The following is a 22,872-nucleotide window of genomic DNA, read 5'->3' as shown; positions in this document are numbered from 1 at the left end:
CCATCTTCATCTTGGAATCTGTTGTATGTCTCTTTTACAGTTGGACAATTATCAATGTGGTCTTGAATGCCATCATAATCAGCATCATACCATGGTACAAAGTCTGCTGGACAACCATCAATGTTATTTCCATATTGTGGATCATAGTCTTCTAGAAGATGAGGACAGTAATCGAGGTTATTTGGAACTCCATCACCGTCAGAATCAATTGCTTCATTAGCATATACTCCACTTGGAAACATTCCAATGGTGGTAGTAAGTAAAATCAAAAATCCTAAAAGATATTGTTTTTTCATTCTTCGATACACCTATTGGTCAGGACATCCATCTGTATCTCTGTCTCCATCATAGTCTTCAGGATCAAATGGACAGAGATCATTTTGATTGATAATACCATCCAAATCAGCATCATGCTTGTATCTTGACTGCTCAGGTGCAATGTCTGGACAGCCGTCATTATCAAGATACTTGTTCCAGGTTTCTTTTTCATTTATACACAAATCAACATTATCGTTTATTCCATCACCATCACTATCAATTATGACATTTCCAACTGGTAAAGTATCTGGACAGCCATCAGTGTCAAAATATTTGTTCCATGTTTCATTTTGTGTGGGACACATATCGATTACATCTGGAATACCATCACCGTCAGAATCAGGTTGTATGTTATTAACATCTGGGCAGCCGTCATCATCTTGGAAGAAATTATAAGTTTCAAGTTCCAGTATGCATGTATCATGGATATTCAATATTCCATCATTATCTGAATCAACGACAAATGATTTGGAAATAATATCTGGACAGCCGTCATCATCTTGGAATTTATTCCATGTTTCTTTAGCAGTTGGACATGCATCTATTGCATCTGGAATTCCATCTTGATCTCTATCAGTTTTTAAAATATAATTATCTGGACATCCATCTAAATCAAGAATTCCATTAAAAGTTTCAGGTTGGTTTGGGCAATGATCTTTATAATCATTAATTCCATCACCGTCAGAATCTGGTGCTCCTCCAGGTCCAGTTCCTGGAAGTGTATCAGGACAGCCATCATCATCTTGGAATTTATTATAAGTTTCAGGGATTAAAGGACATTTGTCAGAATCATCTTCAACTCCATCAAAGTCGGAATCTCTACCACTTTTTAAATCAGGATAATCAGGACAACCGTCATCATCTTGGTAACCGTTGTAGCGTTCTCTTGTAAGAGGACATTGATCTAGTGAATCTAAAATACCGTCAAAGTCAGAATCAGGTTCTGATGGGTTATCTGGACAACCGTCATAATCTTGGTAACGATTCCAAGTTTCAGCAGATGAAGGACACTGATCTAGTGAATCACGTATACCATCACCATCTGAATCCAGCACGTCTTCATCAGGACAACCATCTTGATCAAGATAACCATTTACAGTCTCTGATTCAAGCGGACATTTATCATTCAAATCAATAATTCCATCACCGTCAAAATCTGAGTTTGATAGTGCAGATACAGTATCAGGGCAACCGTCATCGTCTTGGTAAGCATTGTAAGTTTCTTTAGCAGTCGGACATGCATCTAATACATCTGGAATTCCATCTTGATCTCTATCAGATGTAGAAACAGTATCAGGGCAACCGTCTCTATCAAATACACCGTTGAAAGTTTCAGGTTGATTTGGACATAAATCTGAAAAGTCATTTATTCCATCACCATCAGTATCGGGAATTCCTTTATTAGATGTAACAAAGTCAGGGCAACCGTCATCGTCTTGGAATTTGTTGTAAGTTTCTTTTACTTGAGGACATTGATCAACACTATTAGGAATTCCATCAAGATCTGAATCAACATCACTAGTATAAGGAGGAATATCTGGACAACCGTCATCGTCTTGGAAGCCATTATATCTTTCAGGATCTAACGGACATACATCATCTACATCCATTATTCTATCACCATCTGCATCATTTAATGTTCCAATAGATGAAGGCACTGAATCTGGACAACCGTCATAATCTGCAAATCTATTGAAAGTTTCTGGTTGATTTGGGCAGATATCAAATTTATCTGCAATACCATCACCATCTTTATCACTAAATGAAGTAGCTAATGCAACGTCAGGACAACCGTCAGTGTCTCTATATCCATTATACACTTCAGGTTCCTTTGGACATAAATCAAATTTATCTTGAATACCATCATTGTCAGTATCAATAAAAGCAGAATCAGTAACAGTATCTGGACAACCGTCTTCATCTTGGAATCTGTTGTAAGTTTCAGCACTTAGTGGACATGCATCTACAGAATCTGGAATTCCATCTAAATCACGATCTCCAGAGCCATATGAATCAGGACAACCGTCATTATCTAAAATACCGTTGAAAGTTTCCGGTTGATTTGGACAATTATCAACTAGATCAATAAATCCATCACCATCAGAATCTGGTGCTCCTCCAGATCCAGTTCCTGGAAGTGTATCAGGACAGCCATCTTCATCTTGGAATCTGTTGTAATGTTCTTTAAGATTTGGGCATTGATCAATATGATCCTCTATGCCATCATAGTCTTCATCATACCATGGAATAAAATTTGATGGACAACCATCTATAGTACTTTCATAGTCTTCCTGTAAATTAGGACATGCATCTATAGAATCATCAACACCATCATTATCCAAGTCATCAACAGCAAAAACTGAATTAATGGGTACACTAGTTAAGGTAGTTACAAGCAACAATAGGAAGGATAACGAACGTGTTTTTGTCAATGCCTAAAAACACCTCGAGGATCCAGTTATTAAACCTCACTCTAAAAAAGGCTAAGAATTTCACGAGATTCCAAGTCAGACAGATATCTCGATCAATTTAAGTAAAGTAAAACGAGATTTAAACTCATGAGTTGCTCAGGGGAAACAATTGAAGAAGAAGAAGATCGCTTAATCCAGATCAGGCCAGCAATATCAAAGCAATTAAAAAAAGCAAAATATGGAGTGGCAGATCATTCAACAGTAGAACTTTGTCACTGGACAAAAAAATCATTCAAACATGAAGGAAGTTGCTACAAACACAAATTTTATGGAATTTCAACTCATCGATGTATGGAGTTTTCTCCAGCAGGAATGCATTGTGAAAATCGCTGTGTGTATTGTTGGAGACCAATGGAATTCTATGATTCATTAAAAATGGAACCAGAGCATGTTGCAGAACCTAAAGACATTTTAACAAAATTGATGGTTGAAAGAAAAAAATTGATTAATGGATACTATGGAGATTCAAGAAATGATAAACAGAGATTAGATGAATCATTATTGCCAAGTCACTATGCAATTTCACTTTCGGGTGAACCTACAATGTATCCTAAACTCCCAGAACTTATCAAATATCTGAAGTCTTTAGAGTCAACAAAATCAATTTTTCTTGTAACTAACGGACAAGAGCCAGATATGATTCAAAGATTACAAGAAGAAGATGCTTTACCAACACAATTGTATTTGTCAACAAATGCAGCAGATTATGAGTCGTTTATGAGAATAAACAAGCCAAAATATGATGATTCATGGGAAAGATGGAACAGAACACTTGATATGCTAAAGAATTTGAACACAAGAACAGTTCTAAGAATTACTTTGATTAGAAATTATAATGACCAGAAAGAAAAGATTCCAGCGTTTGCAGAGATGTTTAGAAAGGCAAGTCCACATTTTATTGAAATTAAATCATACATGCATATTGGACGTTCAACTAATAGATTAGAGCATTCAAATATGTTGGAAATGGAAGAAATAAAAAAATTTAGTGAGCAAGTTGCAGAACAGAGTAAAATATTTTCAATAATGGATGAAAGTATTGTTTCAAGAATTTCAATTTTACAAAATAACGAGCGATTTATTGATCGTTGGATTTCAACTTATGTAAATACCAATTAGAAAATTTTTTTAATGCTTTATATCTATGAGAAAATTCATTTTTGTTATTTATTTCAGCAAAAGTTTTTTGTAAATTTTTTGGAACAAAGATTGGATCATATCCCCAACCTTGTCCTTGTTGATACCTTGATATTTTACCATCAAGTTTTGCATCAAAATATTTTATTATTGTTTTATCACAATAAGCTATAATTGAAATAAATTTTGCTTTTCTATTATTTTTTAACAGATTAAGAATTCCTTTGTTTCCAATAGTTTTGAAAGCATACGATGAATAAGGACCCGGAAAACCTCCAAGTGAATCAATAAACAGACCATCATCTTCTACAATTATTGGTTTTCTACATTTAGAATAAGCATTTCTTGCTTTTTTCAACGCAATCTCCTTAAGAGAGTTAGACTGAATCTCTTCCAAATTCAATTTGAAGAAACGAAGTTTTATTCCAAAAGTATCTAGAATGTTTTTTGCTTCTAGAAATTTATGATTATTTGAGGATGCAAAAAAAATATCAAACGACTTCTGCATATCTACCACGACTCTCTATCTCTGAAACTAGTTTAGTAATTTTTGTAAAATATTCATTACCAACTACGGACTTGTATCCTAGTAAGAAATTTTTCCAAGATTGTTTCATGATTTGAGCATGAGCACTATTTAGAATTTCTTTAATTAATCTCAAATCAACTGCATGATCTTCAGATTTTATTGTGTTTTGAGACAGACCAAAATCAATAACAAAAACAGTGTTTTGAAATAAAATAAAATTAGATGTGGTCAAATCACCATGCATAATACCATTTTTATGCATTGTACCAACCAATTTTCCAATAGTTTTTAATAATTCGATAATTTTGAATTCATCTAAATCATGAACAGGTTTACCAGGAATTTTTTGCATTATAATCGAGGAGTTTTTCAAGTTTACAAAATACACAAGGGGTGTCGGGATTCCAAATGATTTTACAAAAGATAGCATTTGAGATTCCTTTATTGTTCTTTGTTTACGTATTTTTGAATCAAGTATAGGGTTACGATAAATTTTTGTTTTTCTGATTTTAAGAATTGCTTTAGAATTTTGCCATGTAGTTTCATAAATATCAGCTTCTGCGCCTTTCTTCAACAATTTCATTAACATTATATCCAAAAGAATTCAATAAAAATTAATCATGGAGGAAGGGGAAAAAAGAATAAAACAAGAAGATTGTAGTGAGGATAATTTAGGTGCAGGTATTCTCACATTAACAAATAAGAGATTAGCATTTGACAAAACCAATGCAAGAATTATGGATTTTTCAAAGAATTTTGGAGAAACAATAATGGAATTTTCCCTAGACAAGGTTACAAAAACATGGAAAGAAGGATTATTTATAAAAAAAGTTTGTTTTGCTGTAAAAACAGATAAAGGTGAAAAAACTTTCAAGTTTGGAGTTTTCAATACAAAAGATTGGCTCAAAAATATTGACAGGGCAGTTACTGAGTACAAAAATCAATAGTCAACTTTAACTGAATCTAATCTCCAGGATTGTGTAACAAAAGTATCTTTTAGTAAAGTACCTTCTTTAACTTGAGATTCCAAAAGTCCAGTCCAACATATTTGGCTACCACAATCACCAGCATAATGTAATGGAACCACGAAAAATTTGGATTTATGCCTTTTACATACATCTTTAAGCATTTCAGATAATCTTTTGTTAGCTGCAACACCACCTACAATCATCAATTCTTTTTTACCTGTAAATGATAATGCCCGCTCTACTGTTTCACTAATCATGGCAAAAGCAGTTTCTTGAATGGAATAGCATGCATCAACTTTACTTTTTTTTGCTACAGATTTTGTTGCAGATAACAAGCCTGAAAAAGAAACATCATTTCCTTTGACAGAATATGGTAGTTGAACGTAATTTAGTGATGTGGAGGCTAGTTCTTCTATATTTTTTCCACATGGTGATGCAAATCCAATTGATCGACCAAACTGATCAAGAAGTTGACCCAATGTGATATCCAAGGTTTCACCAAAAACTCTCCATTGTTTATTAAGAAATGCCAGTAACATAGTATGTCCTCCAGATACCAAAAGTACTAAAGGGTTAATTGCACCAGTTAGTAATTTTCCTAATTCAATATGACCGATTGCATGATTCACAGGATATATAGGTATTTTATAAAATGATGACAATGATCTTGCAATAACTGCACCAACACGTAAACATGGACCTAATCCAGGACCTGCAGCATATGAAATAATATCTAAATCAGTAATAGTAGCATGTGCCTCTTTGAGACATTGAGATAATACCAAAGAGCTATTCTCAATATGATGACGTGATGCTTCTCGTGGATGAATTCCTTCTCCATCTGCAGGACGATAAATTTTTCTAATATCAGAAAGAATTTTCCCTTCTTTTCCCTTTTTTTCAATAATAGCACATGAAAATGTATGAGCTGTGCTTTCAATACCCAATCCTAGCATGTTATCCTCTACTTAGTGTTGATATTATTTTAATCACGTCTCCGTTCTTTAGTTTTTGATCACCACTAATCCGTTGTTTAGTTTTACAATCAATTGCATGTAAAAATCCCTTTGCAATATCTGCATGAATCAAACCTGCCAAATCTTTTGCAGTAGAATCTTGTGGGAGTAATTTTGTATCAGGTAAAATAATACCATCTTTATTGGTTAGTTTTGTTTCATCTTCTACAGGATACACTACAATGAACTTTAAAGAATCAAAAACAGCAGTATTAAGGATCTTTTGAATTCCAGTAGATTGAATCTTAGAGAATACCGACTTTACTAAATCAAGTGCTTTTTTTTGTGCTGGTGCAATTTCTCTACCTTCAACAATGGTAAAGTTTTCATCACCAGAAGAATAGTTAATGATTCCAGACTTTGTTGCCTTTCGTAATAATAATTCAGTTTCAGCACTACAAGGAATTACAATTTCTGGAATTTTTTTTAGAACTTCAAGATCTCTGCAGAGATCTGCTTTATTTGCGGCAATGATCATTGGCTTTGTATCTTTTCTTAATTCTTTGACAAATGTTTGAATGTCAGATTCTTCCCAATCTTTAGGATTTTTAGCAATAAGACCTAATTTTTGTAATATTTCGTGTATTTGATAATCCTTAATCCCCAACCCAGTGAATCGTTTTGCTATACCATCAGTAAGTTTTGCTCTTTTTTGATCTATTTCACGAATAATTTTATCCCATTCTCTTTTGAGAATGTCTGCAAACCATTGATCAAATTCATCTTGAACAAATGCAATATCTTCTAGAGGATCATGAGTTCCAACTGGAACTGGGTGTCCTTGAATATCAGTAGTTCCTGCAATGTCAACTACGTGAATTAAAACTTCAGCTTGTCTTGAATCATCAAGAAATTGATTTCCTAGTCCTTTTCCTTCATGTGCACCTGGAACTAATCCTGCAACATCAATGAGTTTTACAGGAATCAAGCGTGTACCATTAATACACAATTCATTTTCATGTGTAATCTTAAAATGCTTGCAGGCACAATCTGCTTTAACAAATGCGACGCCTATATTTGGTTCAATTGTTGTAAAAGGAAAGTTACCAGATGCCACTTGTGTTTCAGTAGCAGCAGAGAAGAATGTTGATTTTCCAACATTCGCTTTACCTAGTAAGCCTATTTGCAATATTATCAAAAAGATAATTCTACTTATTAGTATTGCAGAAATCATTTAATTCAATTAATAATGATTTGATATGATGTCAATAGTGATTTCTGGAAATCCAGGTACAGGTAAGCACACCATTGCACATCAAATTGCTCAAAGGTTAGATTTATCAATAATTGATATTAATGAAGTTGCTAAGAATGAAGGATTATTTGAAAAAAATGAAGATACTAATGATGTTAATGTTGAAAAACTAAAAAAAATTCTTCAGAATAAAATTTCTGAAAAAAATCTGATTGTTGGACATTTAGCACCATATGTTTTAGATACAAATCAAGTAAGGATAATGATTATTTTAAGAAGAGATCCCTATGAATTAATCTCAGTCTACAAGAAAAGAAGATACACAGAGAATAAGACCAAGGAAAATATTGGTAGTGAGATACTAGGTATAATTGTACATGATGCAATAAATAAATTCAATGAAAAAACTTTTCAAATTAAAAACAGTTGGGGAAGGATTGAAGAGACAGTAGAGAAAGTCATGAGCTTGATTTCAATTAATAAAGCCAGTGAAGATGTAGATTGGCTTGATTTGGTAACAAAAAATAACGATTTAGGAAAATTTTTTGGTGATTGATTAAATAACGCCTTTTAATTTGTTTAGTTACTTGTTTGAAATTTCTAAAACTGATCTTGCCGGAAGAATTGGTACATTATATACAAATCATGGGAAAATTGACACACCAGCATATGTTCCTGTTATTCATCCTGTAAAACAAACAATTTCAGCTAAAAAAATTCAAGAGATAGGATTTGACTTAGTTATAACAAATGCATACATTACAAAAAATAACTATGGTGATGAAGCAATAAAAAAAGGAATTCATCAGATTATAGGATTTAATCATGGAATTATGACAGATTCAGGAGGTTATCAAGTACTAGAATACGGAGATGTTAAAGTATCTCCATCTGAAATGGCAAATTTTGAGAAAGGTATTATGACAGATTTTGCAATTCCACTTGATAAACCAACAGGATTTGGAATGTCAATAAAAAAAGCAGAAGAGTATGTTAAGCATACTCTCAAAGTTTCTAAACAAACTCTTGAAGACAGTGAAGATAATGGTCAAATTTGGATTGGTCCAATTCAGGGAGGAGAACATTTTGATCTAGTTGGAAAATCTACAAAAAGTTTAGTCGATATGGGTTTTCAAATGCTTGCGTTAGGTAGTCCAGTTGAATTTATGGAGTCATACGAGTATAGATTATTGGCACAGATGATAATAGCTGCAAAAAAACAGATGCCGCATTCTATTCCTTTACATCTTTTTGGAGCAGGTCATCCACTAACCATACCATTTGCAATAGCTTTGGGATGTGATACATTTGATTCAGCATCATACATGCTTTATGCCAAACAATTAAGATACATCACAGATGATGGGACACGTTATTTAGAAGACATTGCTGTGTTCCCATGTAATTGTGAAATATGTCAAAGATACACCCCAAAAGAATTTAGACAACTAGAAGAAACTGAAAAGATCAATCAGTTAGCAATTCATAATTTGTATTCAATAAAACTTGAGGTAGATAAGGTAAAACAAGCAATCCATGAAGGAAGGTTATGGGAATATGTAATTAAAAAGGCAAGAGCCCATCCAAAATTATTTGAGATGGTTCAAGTAATGACTGAAAATTATGAATTTCTAGGTTTGAGTACGCCAAAATTCAAAGAAAGAGCTATTTTCTTATACAGTAGCGAAGATCAATTTAGACCAGAGGTTCAATCATATCATAACATGGTTAGAAAATTTAAATCAAAGAAAAAGAAATTTGTAATCACTAAAGAATCCAATACAAAACCAGGATATTTGTCACATCAATATATTGAATTAAAAAAGAAATTCAAAGATTTTGATTCAATCCAAGTATGCCAGTATAATCCACAACTAGGATTAATTCCAATTGAAATTTCAGATATATTTCCAGCTGCACATCATGAAACTTCCAGAGTAGATTTTGATCCGAAAGAATTTCCAACTTTTGAAAAAACATGGAACATTTTCTTTAGCAATAACACATTTTCAGAAATTCATTATGATAAAAATGATGAGTTCATAAAATATTTTGTAAAAATACTACCAAAAGAAATCAAGCGAAAATCATTAGTCTAATTAAAAATAAGAAAAAAGAATGTGCTAAAAGATTCAGCTTATAGTGCTGCGTCTTCTGCCCAACCCTTGATGAAGATACCGTTTTTGTGAAGAGGTACTGGTTGTCCAGCTGTGTAATTCATTGGTCTCATCCAAAAGATTGATTTTGTTGGGCATACACCTATGCATGCACCATCAGAAATACATCTTTCTGGATAGAAAACAAATGCTTTACCTCTCTTCCAGCCTTCAACAGGTTTTACTCTAAGGACATCTGGACCAAGAGTTGTACAGATTTCTACACATAGTGCACATCCGATACATCTTTGTTCATCAATGTCTGGAAGTATTGCTATTGGCATTACAATGATAACTTTGTTTGGTAGCTATTTAAACCATGATTGAAATTCATAACTCTGTTATGAAATTGATCCGTGAAAAATTCATGCGCAGAATCCAGATTAGAAATTGAAAAAACAAAAAGATAACGTGTTTAACACGTTTATTTTCTCATTGCGTCAATTTGACCAGAGGTTACCCAGTCAAGTAGTTCTGCAGATGATGGATTCAGGTCTGGTTTCTGTTTCATCAGATTGTTAACCCAGATCCAGTTTAATTGGTTTAGGAGTGGTTTATTTGCTTCGTCACCAGCACGTGTTTTAGCGACGACGGCTTGATCTTGTTGTCCTAACCATTCTTGGAAGCTTCTTCCCATGAGGATCGAATCTTAGCTTACACTAATTAAAGCTTTTGTAGATTCCATAATAGATATAATGATCTAATAAGCTCAAGAAGGTTTTAAGGTAGATAAAAATTATTTTAATTCTTGGATGTTAAAATTTTAGGTGCTGCTAATGAAGTTGGCAGATCTGGTTTTTTAGTTGATTGTAATGGAACAAAGATCTTACTTGATTACGGAGTTTTATTTGGAAGAAGGGGATCGCCTCCTCAATATCCCCTTCATGTAAAACCGAAGGATCTAGATGCAATTATCATAACTCATGCTCATTTAGATCATTCAGGAAATGTCCCATCGCTTTTTGTTAGTGGAAATACAGATGTTTATGCCACCCCTCCAACATTTGATTTATCAAGATTGTTAATTGAAGACATGCTAAAAATTGAAAAAAATTCACATCCATTTGATTTACCTGAAGTAAAAAATATGATGAAAAATGCAAAGGAGATAGGATTTAGACAAAAAGTTACAAAAGGTAATGCAACTTTTGAATTAAGGGAGTCAGGACATGTGATAGGTGGAAGCACAGTTTTAGTAGAATCAGATAAAAAACGACTTTTCTATACTGGAGATATTAAAACAAACGGTTCAAGAATGCTACGAGAAATGGATTTAGACATTGGTGAAATTGATTTACTAATAACTGAGAGTACATATGCCAAAACGGAACAAAAGCCTAGAAAAGAATCTGAGACTGAATTAATAGAGTTTGCGAATGAAGTAGTAGATAGAAAAGGGATATTATTCATCCCGTCATTTTCAGTGGAACGTTCACAAGAGATTGCATGTATTTTAAGAAGCTCAAACTTCAAACATCGAATTATAATGGATGGAATGGCGCTAAAAGTAAATGAGATAATGTTTAGACATCTAGACTATCTAAGGGATCCTCTAGTGTTTTCAGATGCAATAAGACATGCAACTTCAATTAGAGAGCACTCTGAAAGAAAGCGCGCGATGGAGGAACCTTGTGTTGTGATATCACCTGCAGGAATGTTGGTTGGCGGAAATGCAGTCTACTATTTACAACAGTTATCTTTCGATAGTAAAAATGGAATAGCTCTTGTTTCATATCAAGGAGAAGGCACTCCAGGTAAAAAATTACTTGACACAGGTACGGTTTCAACTAGAGGTAAAGATCTTAAAGTAGCTGCAGAGATAAAACAATTTGAATTTTCAGGACATGCAGATCGAAAAGAATTATTTGATATGATTAAGAATATCAAGGGAAATCCAAAAGTTTGGGCAGTTCATGGAGATACTGAATCATGTGAAATGTTTGCCCAAGAAATTCATGAGAAATTTGGTTTGGAGACATATGCACCTAAAGTCAATGACGAAATAACCATCATATGAGATGGAAAATAAGTGTACAATAAGTGTTGAAAATTCAATTAATAGTGGACAGGTATTTCTATGGAAAAAAAATCAGCATTATTGGTATGGGGTTAATGGTCAAGATGTTCTAAGAGTGGATGGTTTAGGAAATATCAAATCATATCAAAATACTAGACAGGATTTTTTTAGAAAAAGAGATGATATGACGAAAATAATAAAATCAATTTCCATAGATAATACAACAAAAAATGCAGTAAAAAAATATCTAGGACTAAGATTACTTGATCAGGATCCTTTTCAATGCTTGATTTCATTTATTATATCATCAAACTCTAATATTCAAAAAATTAAAAATAGTTTAGAGAGGATTTCTAGAAAATTTGGAACGAAAGTAAACTTTGAGAATCAGGAATTTTTTTTATTTCCAAAATCAGAAAAACTAGCAAAAGCATCAATAAACGAAATTACAGATTGTGGTGTTGGCTATCGTGCCAAATTTATCAAAGAAGCTGCAAACATGAGTTTTTTGAAAAAAATTGATTTTAAGTACTTGGAAAAATGTAATTATCATGATGCAAAAGAAAATATTTGTTTAGTGAATGGAGTGGGAAACAAGGTAGCTGATTGTATATTATTATTTTCCTTAAACAAGTTAGAGGCATTTCCATTAGATAGATGGATGATAAGAATTTTAGAAAAATACTATTCAGATCAATTTCAAATTACAACTAAAACAATTACAGATAAACAATATGACATCCTTCATGAAAAAATTGTAAATCATTTTGGGCAGTATGCAGGTTATGCACAACAATTTCTCTTTAAAATGGAAAGAGAGAGTTACAAAAAGAAGTGGCTGTAAACCCTTAAAATGGTAATTAATTGCTAGGTTTTTGGGCCTATAGCTCAGCATGGATAGAGTGTTGGACTTCTAATCCAATGGCCAAGGGATCGAAGCCCTTTGGGCCCGTTTCCTCCAGGATTCGAGACCTGCTTTTAAGCAAATGAAACATGACATCATGGAGAAAAATGATGTCTAATAAAAAGAAAATTGCAACAAAAGATCTTCTGCAAGATGATAACGTCAGGCGTTGGTACCAGAACACAGGCAGAGGTAGCAAGCTAAATGCAGATATCCGATTGCGTAGATTGAATCTATTCTGTTACAGAACAAACACCACGCCTGCCAAGCTTGTAAAGATTGGAAAGAAAGATGTCATAAAGATAGAGGACATGTTATTAGATCATGTATCCTGGTTGGAATTACAAAACTATGCACCAAACTATATTGATGGGATACTCAAATCAATAAAGTCATGGCTGATATTCAACTATATCGAGCTGAAAAGAAAGATAAAGATTGCAAATGCCGGAATTCCAGTAAACATACAAGATGAACAAGTACCAACAAAGACACAGCTACAATCAATTCTAAATGTGTCAAGTCCTAGAACTCGTTCTAGTATCAGTTTGATGGCCTTTGCAGGAATAAGACCGCAGGTAATGGGAAATTATGATGGTACAGATGGTCTCAAGCTAGCTGATCTACCTGACTTGGTAATAGAACTAGATGGCAAGTCAATTAGTTTTGCACATGTTCCTGCAATGGTAACAGTAAGGGCATCACTTAGCAAGACAAAAAACAAGTACTTTACATTCTTGCCATCAGAAGGCTGCAAATATGTTCTAGGCTATCTGAGAAAAAGGATTTCAGATGGTGAAAAACTTACTTTACATTCACCAGTCATATCTTTGAAGCAAGGATATCACTCTAGGAGAAGATACAAAATTCAAAATCAATCCAGCTTTATCACAACACCACGAATTACATCTGACATTAGAAAAGCAATATGGAGCATAACAAAAGTTAGACCATATGTCTTACGAGCATATTTTGACACACAACTATTACTTGCAGAAAGCCATGGAAAGATGACTCATGCATACAGGCAGTTCTTTATGGGTCACAAGGGAGACATTGAGGCAAGATACACTACAAACAAGGGAAGACTGACTGATGAGATGATTGCAGACATGAGAAGGACATATTCGGAGAGTCAACAGTTTCTGTGTACGGTAAACAGTGACAACAATTCAGCTCAAAACAAAAAGGAGATGCTACTTGACATGTGGCGTGAGCAGGCAAAGCTTTACGGAATTGATCCCGTAAAAATCAAAATAGAAAAACAAAGAATAACTGATACAAAAGATATAAAAAAATTTGACACAGAACAGGAAACAAATGCAATAAGACAAGAGATAATGAAAGCAATGTCTGTACCTCAAGTGAAACAACAACAGCAAGGATACGATGGAAAGATAATAACAAATGATGAGCAGCTGTTACATCACATATGTCAGGGTTGGGAACCAATAAAGGAACTAGCGAAGAATCGCATTATTATTAGAAGAAGAAAATAAATTATTTTTTAGAATCATTAATTAATTTCAACAATGCTTCCACAGATTTTTCTTTTGTCTCATATGCCTCTTTTGTAATAATGGACATCAACGAGTTGACTAGTGTGATGTAGGGTTTTATTGCCTGACTAGTAACATAATCAACAAATTCATGCTGCAATGTGTCTAGTGCATCTGTAATATTTTTTGAATATATTATGATGGTGTTCCCTTCAACCTTGCCTTCTATTTCTGAATTATCCAGGGGCAACCATGTGACATCGAATTGTCCATTATTGCCTGTAACTTTTTGCAATCTATCAAGTGTTGCTTGTAATTTCTTTTGATTTGAATATTTTTCTTTCATAGTGTGGTATGATGATTTGCATAAAAGCAAGAATTACGAAAAATTTGGCTTATATACAAATGGTTTATCCTATTTCATGAAAAAAAGTCATACTGCAAACTATTTCATAAATACAACAATAACAAAATCAGCTTACTATACAATTGCCAGGGAACTACATTTGAGATGATCATGCAACCACAGAATATACTGGATGTTATATTTTTGATAGTAGCAGTTGTAACCACAGTAGGACTGCCATATGCAATAGGTGGTTCCTTGCAATCAGGAAAGATGCAACGATTCAGACCCGAGGAGAATACTGTACGATTCTTGATAATACTTGGAATTGCAGTGTTTGATGGTATTGTTATCTTACCGCTAGTACAGATTGATGTACAAATTGATGCAATAGTGGTACTTGGATTGGTAGGAATTTGTTTTCTGGTGTCATGGAGGATGTTCTCAAAGGGAACAGAGAGAGGTACAGATTTGTTCAGTTTTGAGATGAACTCCATGTCTGAGCAACTATCTCAAACCATAACACATCTCAAAGAAGAAACTGCATCAATAAAGAATGATCATAAAGATGATGCGCAATCAATTCAGAATCACATGAACAGTTTTGCACAAAAACTTGAGCTAGACAAAAAGATACAGGACTATGCCAGAGATTCAGTCAAACAAGAAGTTGATGAACACATTCCACAAGTCTATCGATATTGCAATGAGACACTGGATATGTGCAAAAGTGACAATGAGGAAATTGCAGACAGAGTTGTAGAGAGAATTGCTGAGCTGCTAGAAGAAAAAAGAGAGGAAGAAAATGACAATGATGATATCAACAGTACAATTCAAGACAACAAAGAATCACATACAAAAGATATTGATGACAAAATCAACAGTGAAGAGATTCCTACATTATCTTCCGGTCCAACTGACACACAAAAAAGCCAAAAGATACTGCACATGGCATCTGCAAATTTCTCAGAATACAGGCCAAAATCCCACAAGCTGTGCATTGTGATTCACAATCTACTCAAAAACAGGCAAACTATAGGAAACGAGTCTTACAGACCAAATCTGTCAGAAATCTCAGGACTGTCTGGAGTCAACAAATCACAAGTCAAACAACGGCTGCAAAATCTGGCAAACCAGGGACTAGTCACCATGAACAAGGGAGAACTATCCAGAATAGAGTTTGAGCTTTCTCCAAATCTGGATAAATTGTTCAATCCAGTTCTGGAAAACCAACGAGAGGGCGGAATGGAGTCATTTTTCCTGATTCAGCAGGCAAAAAAGCATCATCTGGATAATGAAGACTATTTTGAGGTGCTAAGACAGGACATCACAATAGAGCAGCCAGACTGCATATCAATTCCAATACTGGATAACGATAGCTTTGATGTGCTAAATTCAGTAGCAATAGAGATAGAATCTCCACAAGAAATCAGATCACATCCTCAACAAGTAAAATCAAACATGACAAAGAGTCTTGAGTGGTTTTCTAGAGTAGAGATGTGGTGCTATGTTGATACCCAAGACAAGATACAAGAAATTCTAGAGGAAATAGACCCACACCAAAGAAATAGAATCACAATTATGCCGGTTCGCCAAGACGGTTCATTGGCATAGTTCCCACACTTTATTATATATTGTAAAATATGATTTTTTTGTGAACTGTTCTGGTGAACCAAACTGGTGAACTATACCAGTTACCAGGAAAATTTAGTTGGATAATAGATATCACCTCCCATTCTAAATAATGAATTCTGTATTATCATACTAAAAGATACTAGGGTTAATCAAGATAAACTGATTTTCTAAAATTATGGATTTTAAAACTATATGTCTTGTGTAACTTGGACTAGTTCCACCTTCTCTTCTTCTTCCTGGTCTATTACTCTTTGATATTCATCCATGTCCAAAAACTCTTCAATATTTGATGACACCAGTTGATTTAGCACTTCAGGAGTCAGAGCATCTAGTTCCCACGATAAATTACCGTGTCTTTTGATGTATTTGTCTGAACGTGGATCCGATTTTTTGGCAGGGTTTGGTGGAAGATTATACTGTTTTATCTGCTCCATTGTTAAAGCTACATTCCTTACTGTGGCATCGCATTGAAATTGCTTCAGTCTGTTTTTGATGTCAGTTATCATGTTCTTGCCGCTGGGATCATGGTCTCCCAGATACAAGATTACGCATTCTTTATCCTGTTGTTGTTTAATTCTTAATACGGATTCATGTAAAGCACTAGTTGAGGAATAACCTCTGTTCACCAATAGATGTATGTGATATTTTCTGGTTACTGGTTCTAGTACGCCTGACAGAGCATCTTTTTCAACCCATACCTCTACGTAATATTCTTGGTTTTCCCACCTGTCACGCCTGTAAGATGAGATGGCGGCCTTGACTAGATGAGAGATATTCTCAAATTCGCTTGGCATTGTTGGAATTCTTATTCTATCTTCTATTACATCCCAGTCAATTAATCCGGCCATCCTAGCATCTTTAATTATCGTACTGAGTTTCTTGTACTTTTTTTGGTCATTTGGCAATATGTCATGAGATACCAGCTGATAAAACAACTGCCTTAGCGTCATACGATATCCCTTTCTCTCATAGTCATCTATCATGACAACAATTTTCTCAAGCAATAGCATGGTATCTTTTCTAAAATTTTTAGATAGAGTATATGATATCTTTGCCATAACGTGAACATTGTTCAGACTGGAATTAAAGAGATTCTATTGATTCAGATGAAAATGTTATATTTTGACTGTCTTGATGTTTCTGAAAGTTAGAGGATGATTCTATTTTCACACAAGATTGATTCAAATTTGTATGGGAACACAATGTGCATTTTGTGACATCTTAGACGGAAAAAGAGATGGACATCTTTTGTATGAAGATGATTCCCATATCGCATTTTTAGACAAGTATCCAAGCACAATGTGCATGGGGATATAGTTTAGGGTTTAGAATTAAGACCCACGTGGAACAAAGAATTATATCAAAATAGAAAAGGTCAGGAGAAATATGACACATTACAATTAAAACAATTCAACATATTTTATGTAGTCTTGACACCTATTACGAATAGTCACTACAGATATTCCTGAAATTTTTGAAATCTTTTGTTGGGATAAATTTACACCTGTTTTGACACTTGCAATGTAGATGACAGTAGCTGCAACAGCATCCGGTCTTTTACCTGCAGTTAGTTTTCTTTCTTTTAGAGTGTCGAAAATGTGTATTGCCTCTCGTTTTGTATTCTCAGGTGTTTCTAAATTATTTGCAATTTTTACAATACATTTGATTGGATCTGGTACAGATACAGCAAGTCGGAGATTTTGAAACAACATTCTATAGTTTTTTGCAATGGATCTTCTAGGCTCTTGAAGGTTCTTTGAAATATCTATGATTGTACGTGTAGTATCCATCTCTCTGCATGCTACATACACACATGCCCCAACTACTCCTTTGATGCTTCTGCCACGGATCAATTGAGATCTAGCAGCTTTTCTATAGAGATATGCAGATCGTTCCGTGATGGCATCAGACAGAGATAATTTTTGTTTTAATTTTTCCATTTCAGATAAGGCCATTCTTAGATTGCGTTCAGCGGAATTTTTTGCTTTACTTCTTGTATCCCATAGTCGTATTCTTCTCATTTCCTGCCTCATTTTGTATTCTATGGGCCTTCCTTTGGAATCATTATTGAATTTGTCAATGACTGTTGCCAGCCCCATGTCGTGTAACCTGAGATTTGATCTATTGCCAACCTGAGAATGATCTGTGCTATGTGTAAACATATTATCATCTCTTCCATCAAATGAAATTTTGTCTTGTAAAACCACTCCGCAGTTTTGACAGATCATTTCCCCTGTTTCAAAATCTGTAATTGTAGTGCTATCTGTACACGAAGAATTTCTTTTTTTCTGAGAATCAATCTCTTGAACTATAGGTACCCTAACCATCTAAAAAATCTAGATAGCAATCTTGCAAAATCAAACATCAATCCTTTGACCAATGCCCATCGATACTCTTAATATCTCGATGTTTTCTTGTAGATTACTACCGCAAGTTAGTACAACATCATAAAATAAAAACCAGATTTTAGAGAAATGAATATTCGTTTAGTTTTTTCATCATTATTGAATAATTTGAAGTCATGTTGACATAGTAATTTTTAGGTATGATGACAGATAGTATTATCAGGACATGCTTCTTTGTAGCCATGATAATGGGAGCTACCCTCATTCCTATGTATCCGCCTCAAAGCATCAAACAGATTTGTTTTGAATCAACTCTTACAAGCGAAGATTATGAAAAATGTCTTAAGGATTTAAGATTAAGTTAAAAAAGAACTAACTCTAGCTGTTCATTTTTAATTTTGAATCTCTCTTTTTTTATTATTTGTTCCACGTGAGTATCGAATTTACAACACTAACTATATTCCCAGCACAACAGAATGGGGATATAGTTAAGCGATATAATTTAGTACCTACGTGGAATACATATTACAGGGGAAAAGTTTAGATCCTCTAATTATAGCCAGATCCATTTATACTATGTAAGAATTTTAATGCTTTACACTAATGGAAAAGAACCTAGAAGATAAATGATGGTTAACATCTAAGATTGAAAATATTTTAGATATTACTGGTGAAGATTTGGAATATCAAGAAGTAACTTGATTGCAATCCAAAAGAAAATCAGAAGCAAAGAATCTCAAATAAAACTTCAGAAAGGTATCGTCAAAAGGTTGGAAAAGGTGTTTTCGAACATTGTTTCGGGAAATTTTTGGAATAATGGAAGAGCCATGATTGACCAGGAGGTGATAATGAAATAATGACTGGAAAGATAGAGAATACTTCCGGATTGATAAATCAAGATGCTAGAATGATAAATGATGATACCGGATTGATAACTAAAACTAGTGATGTAGAATAAACTGCAAGTGGAAGAAGAAAGCGCAGCAGAGAAAGAGGAAAGGACAGAAAACCACGAAACTTTCCCTTACATACAATCAAAAATTTACCACAATTCTGAGACAAATCCCATGAAGAAGTTAGACAGTATATTCTTGAAAAGAAGGGAGTAGGTATGGGAAACAATGTAAATACAATTCATGTTGCAGCAATAGTTATCATCGTTCTTGTTACAATTACAAGCCTACTATGGATTAAGAAATTGACAGACCGGCACAACAAAAGAAAAGAAAGAAAGGAGATAAGCGGTTAGCCTACCACCACTGCGCCTTTCATCCAAGGATGCAATGTACAGTAATAGTTGTACTTGCCAGACTTGTCAAAGGTGTAATCCCAGTCTGCACCAGCCTGGATGAATCCAGAATCAAATGAATTAGATTCCTGGTCAGTTACAGTATGCACCACAATGTCATCATTAGTCCAAGTTATCGTGGTATCAGGTTCCACCTTCACTGCAATTGGTGCATACGATTCCGTAATCTCAGGATTCCAAGAGTCCTTTACGATTGATACCTTGTCTGCAGATACGGCATCATGTGTTGAGATGGGTACTCCTGCAGAGCCCAGGTCATCGTATGTGATGATTTGAGGATCCTCCAGTTGGTACAGCAAGTCCTCCTGCCATGGAATCATTGACTTGCTTCCAGGACTGTTGCTTGGTTGTTCCAGTGGTTTCAGCTCAGAGTCATTCTCCAGCACATCAAGTATTGCCATGGAGCCACGTTCTTCTTGTATTCCGTGAACGTGGAAGAGGTACCTGCCTGCCTCGTCCCAGCTTGCCTCAATTATAGCGGTATCTCCGTTTCCGACAAGGTGAGTCTGCGCCCAGTGTGGCTCGTTCCAGAGTATCCCGGACTGCCACACCTTGAAGATTGTACTGTGAACGTGGAACGGTGATTGCAGTACTCCCCCAATTCCCATCACATAGAATCGAGCAAGCTCACCTTCTACCACCTGAATCGGATTGTCCATGTACTGGTTTGCATATCCGTTGATGGGGTAGAACTTTGTAAATGTCGCAAGCGGATCATCTGGGTCAAACTCACTTAGTACAAAGAGGTATTCTCGTGCAGGTTCCATGTCATGATGCACTGGATCAATTATCATTGCACCAAACATTCCCATTCTCACGTGTTCTGTTGTCGGAAACGCGTGACAATGATACATGAAGAATCCTGCCTCATGTGCCTTGAATGAATAGATGTATTCCTCTCCTGGATTGATCATTGGAAACACTCCGTCATTTGCAGAGTTGTGCGTTCCATGAAAATGAATTGTATGCGCATATGGTGTATCATTTACAAACTTGACTTCAACTTCGTCACCTTCATCAAATCGTAATGTTGGTGCCGGAACTGTTCCATTATACGTCCAGACCTTCGCCTTTACTCCCTTTGATACCTCAATTTCCGCATCCTGCGCAATCAGCGTATAGCTTCTCTTCTGAGGGTTTGGGTTTTCGGCCCTTGGATAAATGTCATCAATTGTAATTCCGGCAGTCATTATCTGCGGGTTTTCGGCCTGGATTGTGATGTCAGAATCTGCCATCTCTACAAAGTAGATTGCTGCAGAACCGACACCCATAATCACTCCGATAGATATTAGCCAGATCGGCCTTACCGTATTAGTATTAGTCATTGGTTATGTATGGCATTATAATGTATAATAAAGGGTCAGATGCTCAAATGCCTTTCAGCATAATAAGAAACTAGACAATATTAGAATATTTTCGAAGTTTAGAAAAACAAATCATATCAAATCACGCCAAATCCCCATAAATTCATCACTATGAACTACAGTCTTTACCTCAAGAAATCCTCAGATGTTCGAGTCTTTCTCTGTTGTCAAAATATTTGTAGATTCCTTCCTTATTCGGATAAATGGTAATCGTTTCCTGTTGTCCTAGTTCCAACAAATCTGCATGGGTACACTCGTGAAAAATTCTCGTTTTTGTTTTCCAATTAATTTTACAGATAAGCAAGGTTAAACCTTAGAATGCGCAATATCTAGATAGATCCTTTGTTCTCCAACATACAAGCTCTGAGAAATGAGATAGTCACTTTGGCAAATTCTGAAAAATTAGACAAGGCGTGCTTTAAGAAAATGTTAGACTACACAATAAAATTATTTGAAACTCAGGGACTTGGAACTGAATATTATGGCTATCATAACATAGAGCATGAACTGGAGGTAACTTACATTACTCTACTTGCAGCTATAGGGGCAAGAAAAAAGTTTGAAATTGACCAAAAGGACCTGGAATACCTTTACACCGCATCATTGTTTCATGATTTTGATCCTCAAAAGAGTGTAGACAAGCCGCATGAGGACAGCGTGATACAGTTCATCTCTTTGGACAGAGAACTACAGAAATTATTGAATGAGACGGATTTGGATCTTGAATTGATCAAAGTCCTGATTCTTAGAACAACGTATCCCTGGCAAGGGGAACTTCGAGAAAAAGCAGAGGAAAAAATCAAGACATGCTTTAACAATTCAGACATTACAAAAAACGATGAGCAAAAACAAGAACACTTTATGAGATTGGGATGGTTTCTTTCGATTGTTGACAGAATAAGCGGCTATGCTCTGGGCGATTTCTCAAAGGCCCTTGAAATGGCAAAGAAAAACGCCCATGCACTAACATGGCATCCATCATTAATTACACAAAGATCAGTTAGCTATTTTGAGGATCTTTTGAATAATGAATCCAACATGTGTCAATCAGTGCTTCATTCCCTTCCAAACGAAATGAGAAAGAATTTCATGAATGCCGTCATCTCCTTTATGAAATTACGAGAGAAGGAACTTCGAATACAAAACGAATGCATCCTTGATCGCTTAAAATTAATTACAATCGTCGAGTCAACGGAAAAAAGAAGTGATAATTATTTCATCAGCAAGATATTCTCCATTTATGATGAAATGCCCAAACCCCTACAATTCACCAGAATAGGATTCACTGATTCAATAAAAAATGAGAATACTGTTTTTGTCTCCATCAGGACAGGTGATGATGATGGAGAAATTGTGGGGTTTGGAAAGGGAGGTCCGCTTGAAGGATATTCTTTACCGAAAGAAGTGTACGACGAAAATTACGGACAATCAAATACGATATTTTTAGAACCGATTTCCCTCAAAATGGGCTATTGGGGTTTGGAGGGAGGTTCTAAACTCAGAAAGTTGTTTTACGAGAAAGCAAGGTCTAACGGGTACAAGTATCTCACTAGCTTCGGATTACGTGACGTGATTCGTGAACGCGTAAGCAAGGAGAATGCAGAATTCGTGACCATGTTTGATCCTGAACACTGGGACTATTACAGGATAAAACTCTAAAGAC

General features: G+C 34.9%; 22 protein-coding genes and 1 tRNA gene. 11 read left to right on the top strand and 12 right to left on the bottom strand.

Annotated features, from left to right (window positions below; translation table 11 throughout):
- The coding region (locus OEM44_10560; GenBank protein ID MDH3517233.1) for a thrombospondin type 3 repeat-containing protein at nt 1–296 on the bottom strand (296 nt) is incomplete at its 3' end.
- Nucleotides 297–308: 12 nt separating this feature from the next.
- Nucleotides 309–2,750 carry a thrombospondin type 3 repeat-containing protein gene (locus tag OEM44_10555; protein ID MDH3517232.1) on the bottom strand — a complete coding sequence of 814 codons (2,442 nt, stop codon included), beginning with the start codon at nt 2,748–2,750 and terminating at the stop codon, nt 309–311.
- Between the two features lie 126 nt (nt 2,751–2,876).
- On the opposite strand from OEM44_10555, the gene twy1 reads away from it, so the two are divergent.
- The gene (gene twy1 / locus OEM44_10550; GenBank protein MDH3517231.1) at nt 2,877–3,908 is read left to right on the top strand and encodes a 4-demethylwyosine synthase TYW1; all 1,032 of its coding nucleotides are present in this window, start codon (nt 2,877–2,879) and stop codon (nt 3,906–3,908) included.
- On the opposite strand, the gene rdgB is transcribed toward twy1, so the two are convergent.
- Entirely contained in the window at nt 3,868–4,434 is a 567-nt protein-coding gene (rdgB, locus tag OEM44_10545; protein MDH3517230.1) for an RdgB/HAM1 family non-canonical purine NTP pyrophosphatase, read from the bottom strand. The genes twy1 and rdgB overlap by 41 nt on opposite strands.
- A complete protein-coding gene (locus OEM44_10540; protein ID MDH3517229.1) occupies nt 4,418–5,038 on the bottom strand; it encodes a KEOPS complex kinase/ATPase Bud32 in 621 nt (206 codons plus the stop codon). The genes rdgB and OEM44_10540 overlap by 17 nt, the downstream gene beginning before the upstream one ends.
- Nucleotides 5,039–5,075: 37 nt before the next feature.
- Between OEM44_10540 and OEM44_10535 the strand changes: the two genes are divergently transcribed.
- Entirely contained in the window at nt 5,076–5,402 is a 327-nt protein-coding gene (locus OEM44_10535) for a hypothetical protein (GenBank protein ID MDH3517228.1), read from the top strand.
- Here OEM44_10535 and kae1 read toward each other — a convergent pair.
- A complete protein-coding gene (kae1, locus tag OEM44_10530; GenBank protein MDH3517227.1) occupies nt 5,396–6,379 on the bottom strand; it encodes a KEOPS complex N(6)-L-threonylcarbamoyladenine synthase Kae1 in 984 nt (327 codons plus the stop codon). The two genes, OEM44_10535 and kae1, sit on opposite strands and share 7 nt — an antisense overlap.
- A gap of 1 nt (nt 6,380) precedes the next feature.
- Entirely contained in the window at nt 6,381–7,568 is a 1,188-nt protein-coding gene (locus tag OEM44_10525; GenBank protein ID MDH3517226.1) for a redox-regulated ATPase YchF, read from the bottom strand.
- Between the two features lie 73 nt (nt 7,569–7,641).
- Here OEM44_10525 and OEM44_10520 point away from each other — a divergent pair, with 73 nt between their 5' ends.
- Together OEM44_10520 and tgtA are read left to right on the top strand one after the other, a co-directional pair.
- The gene (locus tag OEM44_10520) at nt 7,642–8,190 is read left to right on the top strand and encodes an AAA family ATPase (GenBank protein MDH3517225.1); all 549 of its coding nucleotides are present in this window, start codon (nt 7,642–7,644) and stop codon (nt 8,188–8,190) included.
- Between the two features lie 31 nt (nt 8,191–8,221).
- Entirely contained in the window at nt 8,222–9,733 is a 1,512-nt protein-coding gene (tgtA, locus tag OEM44_10515; protein ID MDH3517224.1) for a tRNA guanosine(15) transglycosylase TgtA, read from the top strand.
- 38 nt (nt 9,734–9,771) lie between these two features.
- Here tgtA and OEM44_10510 read toward each other — a convergent pair whose 3' ends face one another.
- Both OEM44_10510 and OEM44_10505 read right to left on the bottom strand, forming a co-directional pair.
- On the bottom strand, nt 9,772–10,074 hold the full coding sequence (locus OEM44_10510; protein ID MDH3517223.1) for a 4Fe-4S binding protein: 303 nt from the start codon (nt 10,072–10,074) through the stop codon (nt 9,772–9,774).
- Nucleotides 10,075–10,214: 140 nt separating this feature from the next.
- Nucleotides 10,215–10,427 carry a hypothetical protein gene (locus OEM44_10505; GenBank protein ID MDH3517222.1) on the bottom strand — a complete coding sequence of 71 codons (213 nt, stop codon included), beginning with the start codon at nt 10,425–10,427 and terminating at the stop codon, nt 10,215–10,217.
- 111 nt (nt 10,428–10,538) lie between these two features.
- Here OEM44_10505 and OEM44_10500 point away from each other — a divergent pair, with 111 nt between their 5' ends.
- From OEM44_10500 to OEM44_10485, 4 genes are all read left to right on the top strand, one after another.
- Nucleotides 10,539–11,807 (top strand): MBL fold metallo-hydrolase, encoded by a 1,269-nt coding sequence (locus OEM44_10500; GenBank protein MDH3517221.1) that lies wholly within the window; start codon nt 10,539–10,541, stop codon nt 11,805–11,807.
- 1 nt (nt 11,808) lies between these two features.
- On the top strand, nt 11,809–12,651 hold the full coding sequence (locus tag OEM44_10495; protein ID MDH3517220.1) for a DNA repair protein: 843 nt from the start codon (nt 11,809–11,811) through the stop codon (nt 12,649–12,651).
- 33 nt (nt 12,652–12,684) lie between these two features.
- Nucleotides 12,685–12,759: transfer RNA gene (locus tag OEM44_10490), tRNA-Arg, on the top strand.
- Nucleotides 12,760–12,821: 62 nt separating this feature from the next.
- Nucleotides 12,822–14,210, top strand: a complete 1,389-nt coding sequence (locus OEM44_10485; protein MDH3517219.1) for a hypothetical protein — start codon at nt 12,822–12,824, stop codon at nt 14,208–14,210.
- Nucleotide 14,211: 1 nt separating this feature from the next.
- On the opposite strand, the gene OEM44_10480 is transcribed toward OEM44_10485, so the two are convergent.
- Nucleotides 14,212–14,556 (bottom strand): hypothetical protein, encoded by a 345-nt coding sequence (locus tag OEM44_10480; GenBank protein ID MDH3517218.1) that lies wholly within the window; start codon nt 14,554–14,556, stop codon nt 14,212–14,214.
- Nucleotides 14,557–14,727: 171 nt separating this feature from the next.
- On the opposite strand from OEM44_10480, the gene OEM44_10475 reads away from it, so the two are divergent.
- The gene (locus OEM44_10475; GenBank protein MDH3517217.1) at nt 14,728–16,170 is read left to right on the top strand and encodes a hypothetical protein; all 1,443 of its coding nucleotides are present in this window, start codon (nt 14,728–14,730) and stop codon (nt 16,168–16,170) included.
- Nucleotides 16,171–16,379: 209 nt separating this feature from the next.
- Here OEM44_10475 and OEM44_10470 read toward each other — a convergent pair whose 3' ends face one another.
- Together OEM44_10470 and tfb are read right to left on the bottom strand one after the other, a co-directional pair.
- Nucleotides 16,380–17,249 carry a hypothetical protein gene (locus OEM44_10470; GenBank protein ID MDH3517216.1) on the bottom strand — a complete coding sequence of 290 codons (870 nt, stop codon included), beginning with the start codon at nt 17,247–17,249 and terminating at the stop codon, nt 16,380–16,382.
- Nucleotides 17,250–17,591: 342 nt separating this feature from the next.
- Nucleotides 17,592–18,518, bottom strand: coding sequence for a transcription initiation factor IIB (tfb, locus tag OEM44_10465; protein ID MDH3517215.1), 927 nt, complete (start codon nt 18,516–18,518; stop codon nt 17,592–17,594).
- Nucleotides 18,519–19,647: 1,129 nt separating this feature from the next.
- On the opposite strand from tfb, the gene OEM44_10460 reads away from it, so the two are divergent.
- Nucleotides 19,648–19,785 carry a hypothetical protein gene (locus tag OEM44_10460; protein MDH3517214.1) on the top strand — a complete coding sequence of 46 codons (138 nt, stop codon included), beginning with the start codon at nt 19,648–19,650 and terminating at the stop codon, nt 19,783–19,785.
- Here OEM44_10460 and OEM44_10455 read toward each other — a convergent pair.
- Nucleotides 19,782–21,116 (bottom strand): multicopper oxidase domain-containing protein, encoded by a 1,335-nt coding sequence (locus tag OEM44_10455; GenBank protein MDH3517213.1) that lies wholly within the window; start codon nt 21,114–21,116, stop codon nt 19,782–19,784. The two genes, OEM44_10460 and OEM44_10455, sit on opposite strands and share 4 nt — an antisense overlap.
- 435 nt (nt 21,117–21,551) lie before the next feature.
- Between OEM44_10455 and OEM44_10450 the strand changes: the two genes are divergently transcribed.
- Nucleotides 21,552–22,868, top strand: a complete 1,317-nt coding sequence (locus OEM44_10450) for an HD domain-containing protein (protein MDH3517212.1) — start codon at nt 21,552–21,554, stop codon at nt 22,866–22,868.
- Nucleotides 22,869–22,872 lie beyond the last annotated feature (4 nt).

Source organism: Nitrosopumilus sp. (assembly GCA_029862745.1).
Taxonomy (GTDB): domain Archaea; phylum Thermoproteota; class Nitrososphaeria; order Nitrososphaerales; family Nitrosopumilaceae; genus Nitrosopumilus.
This window is presented reverse-complemented; position numbering and strand designations above follow the sequence as displayed.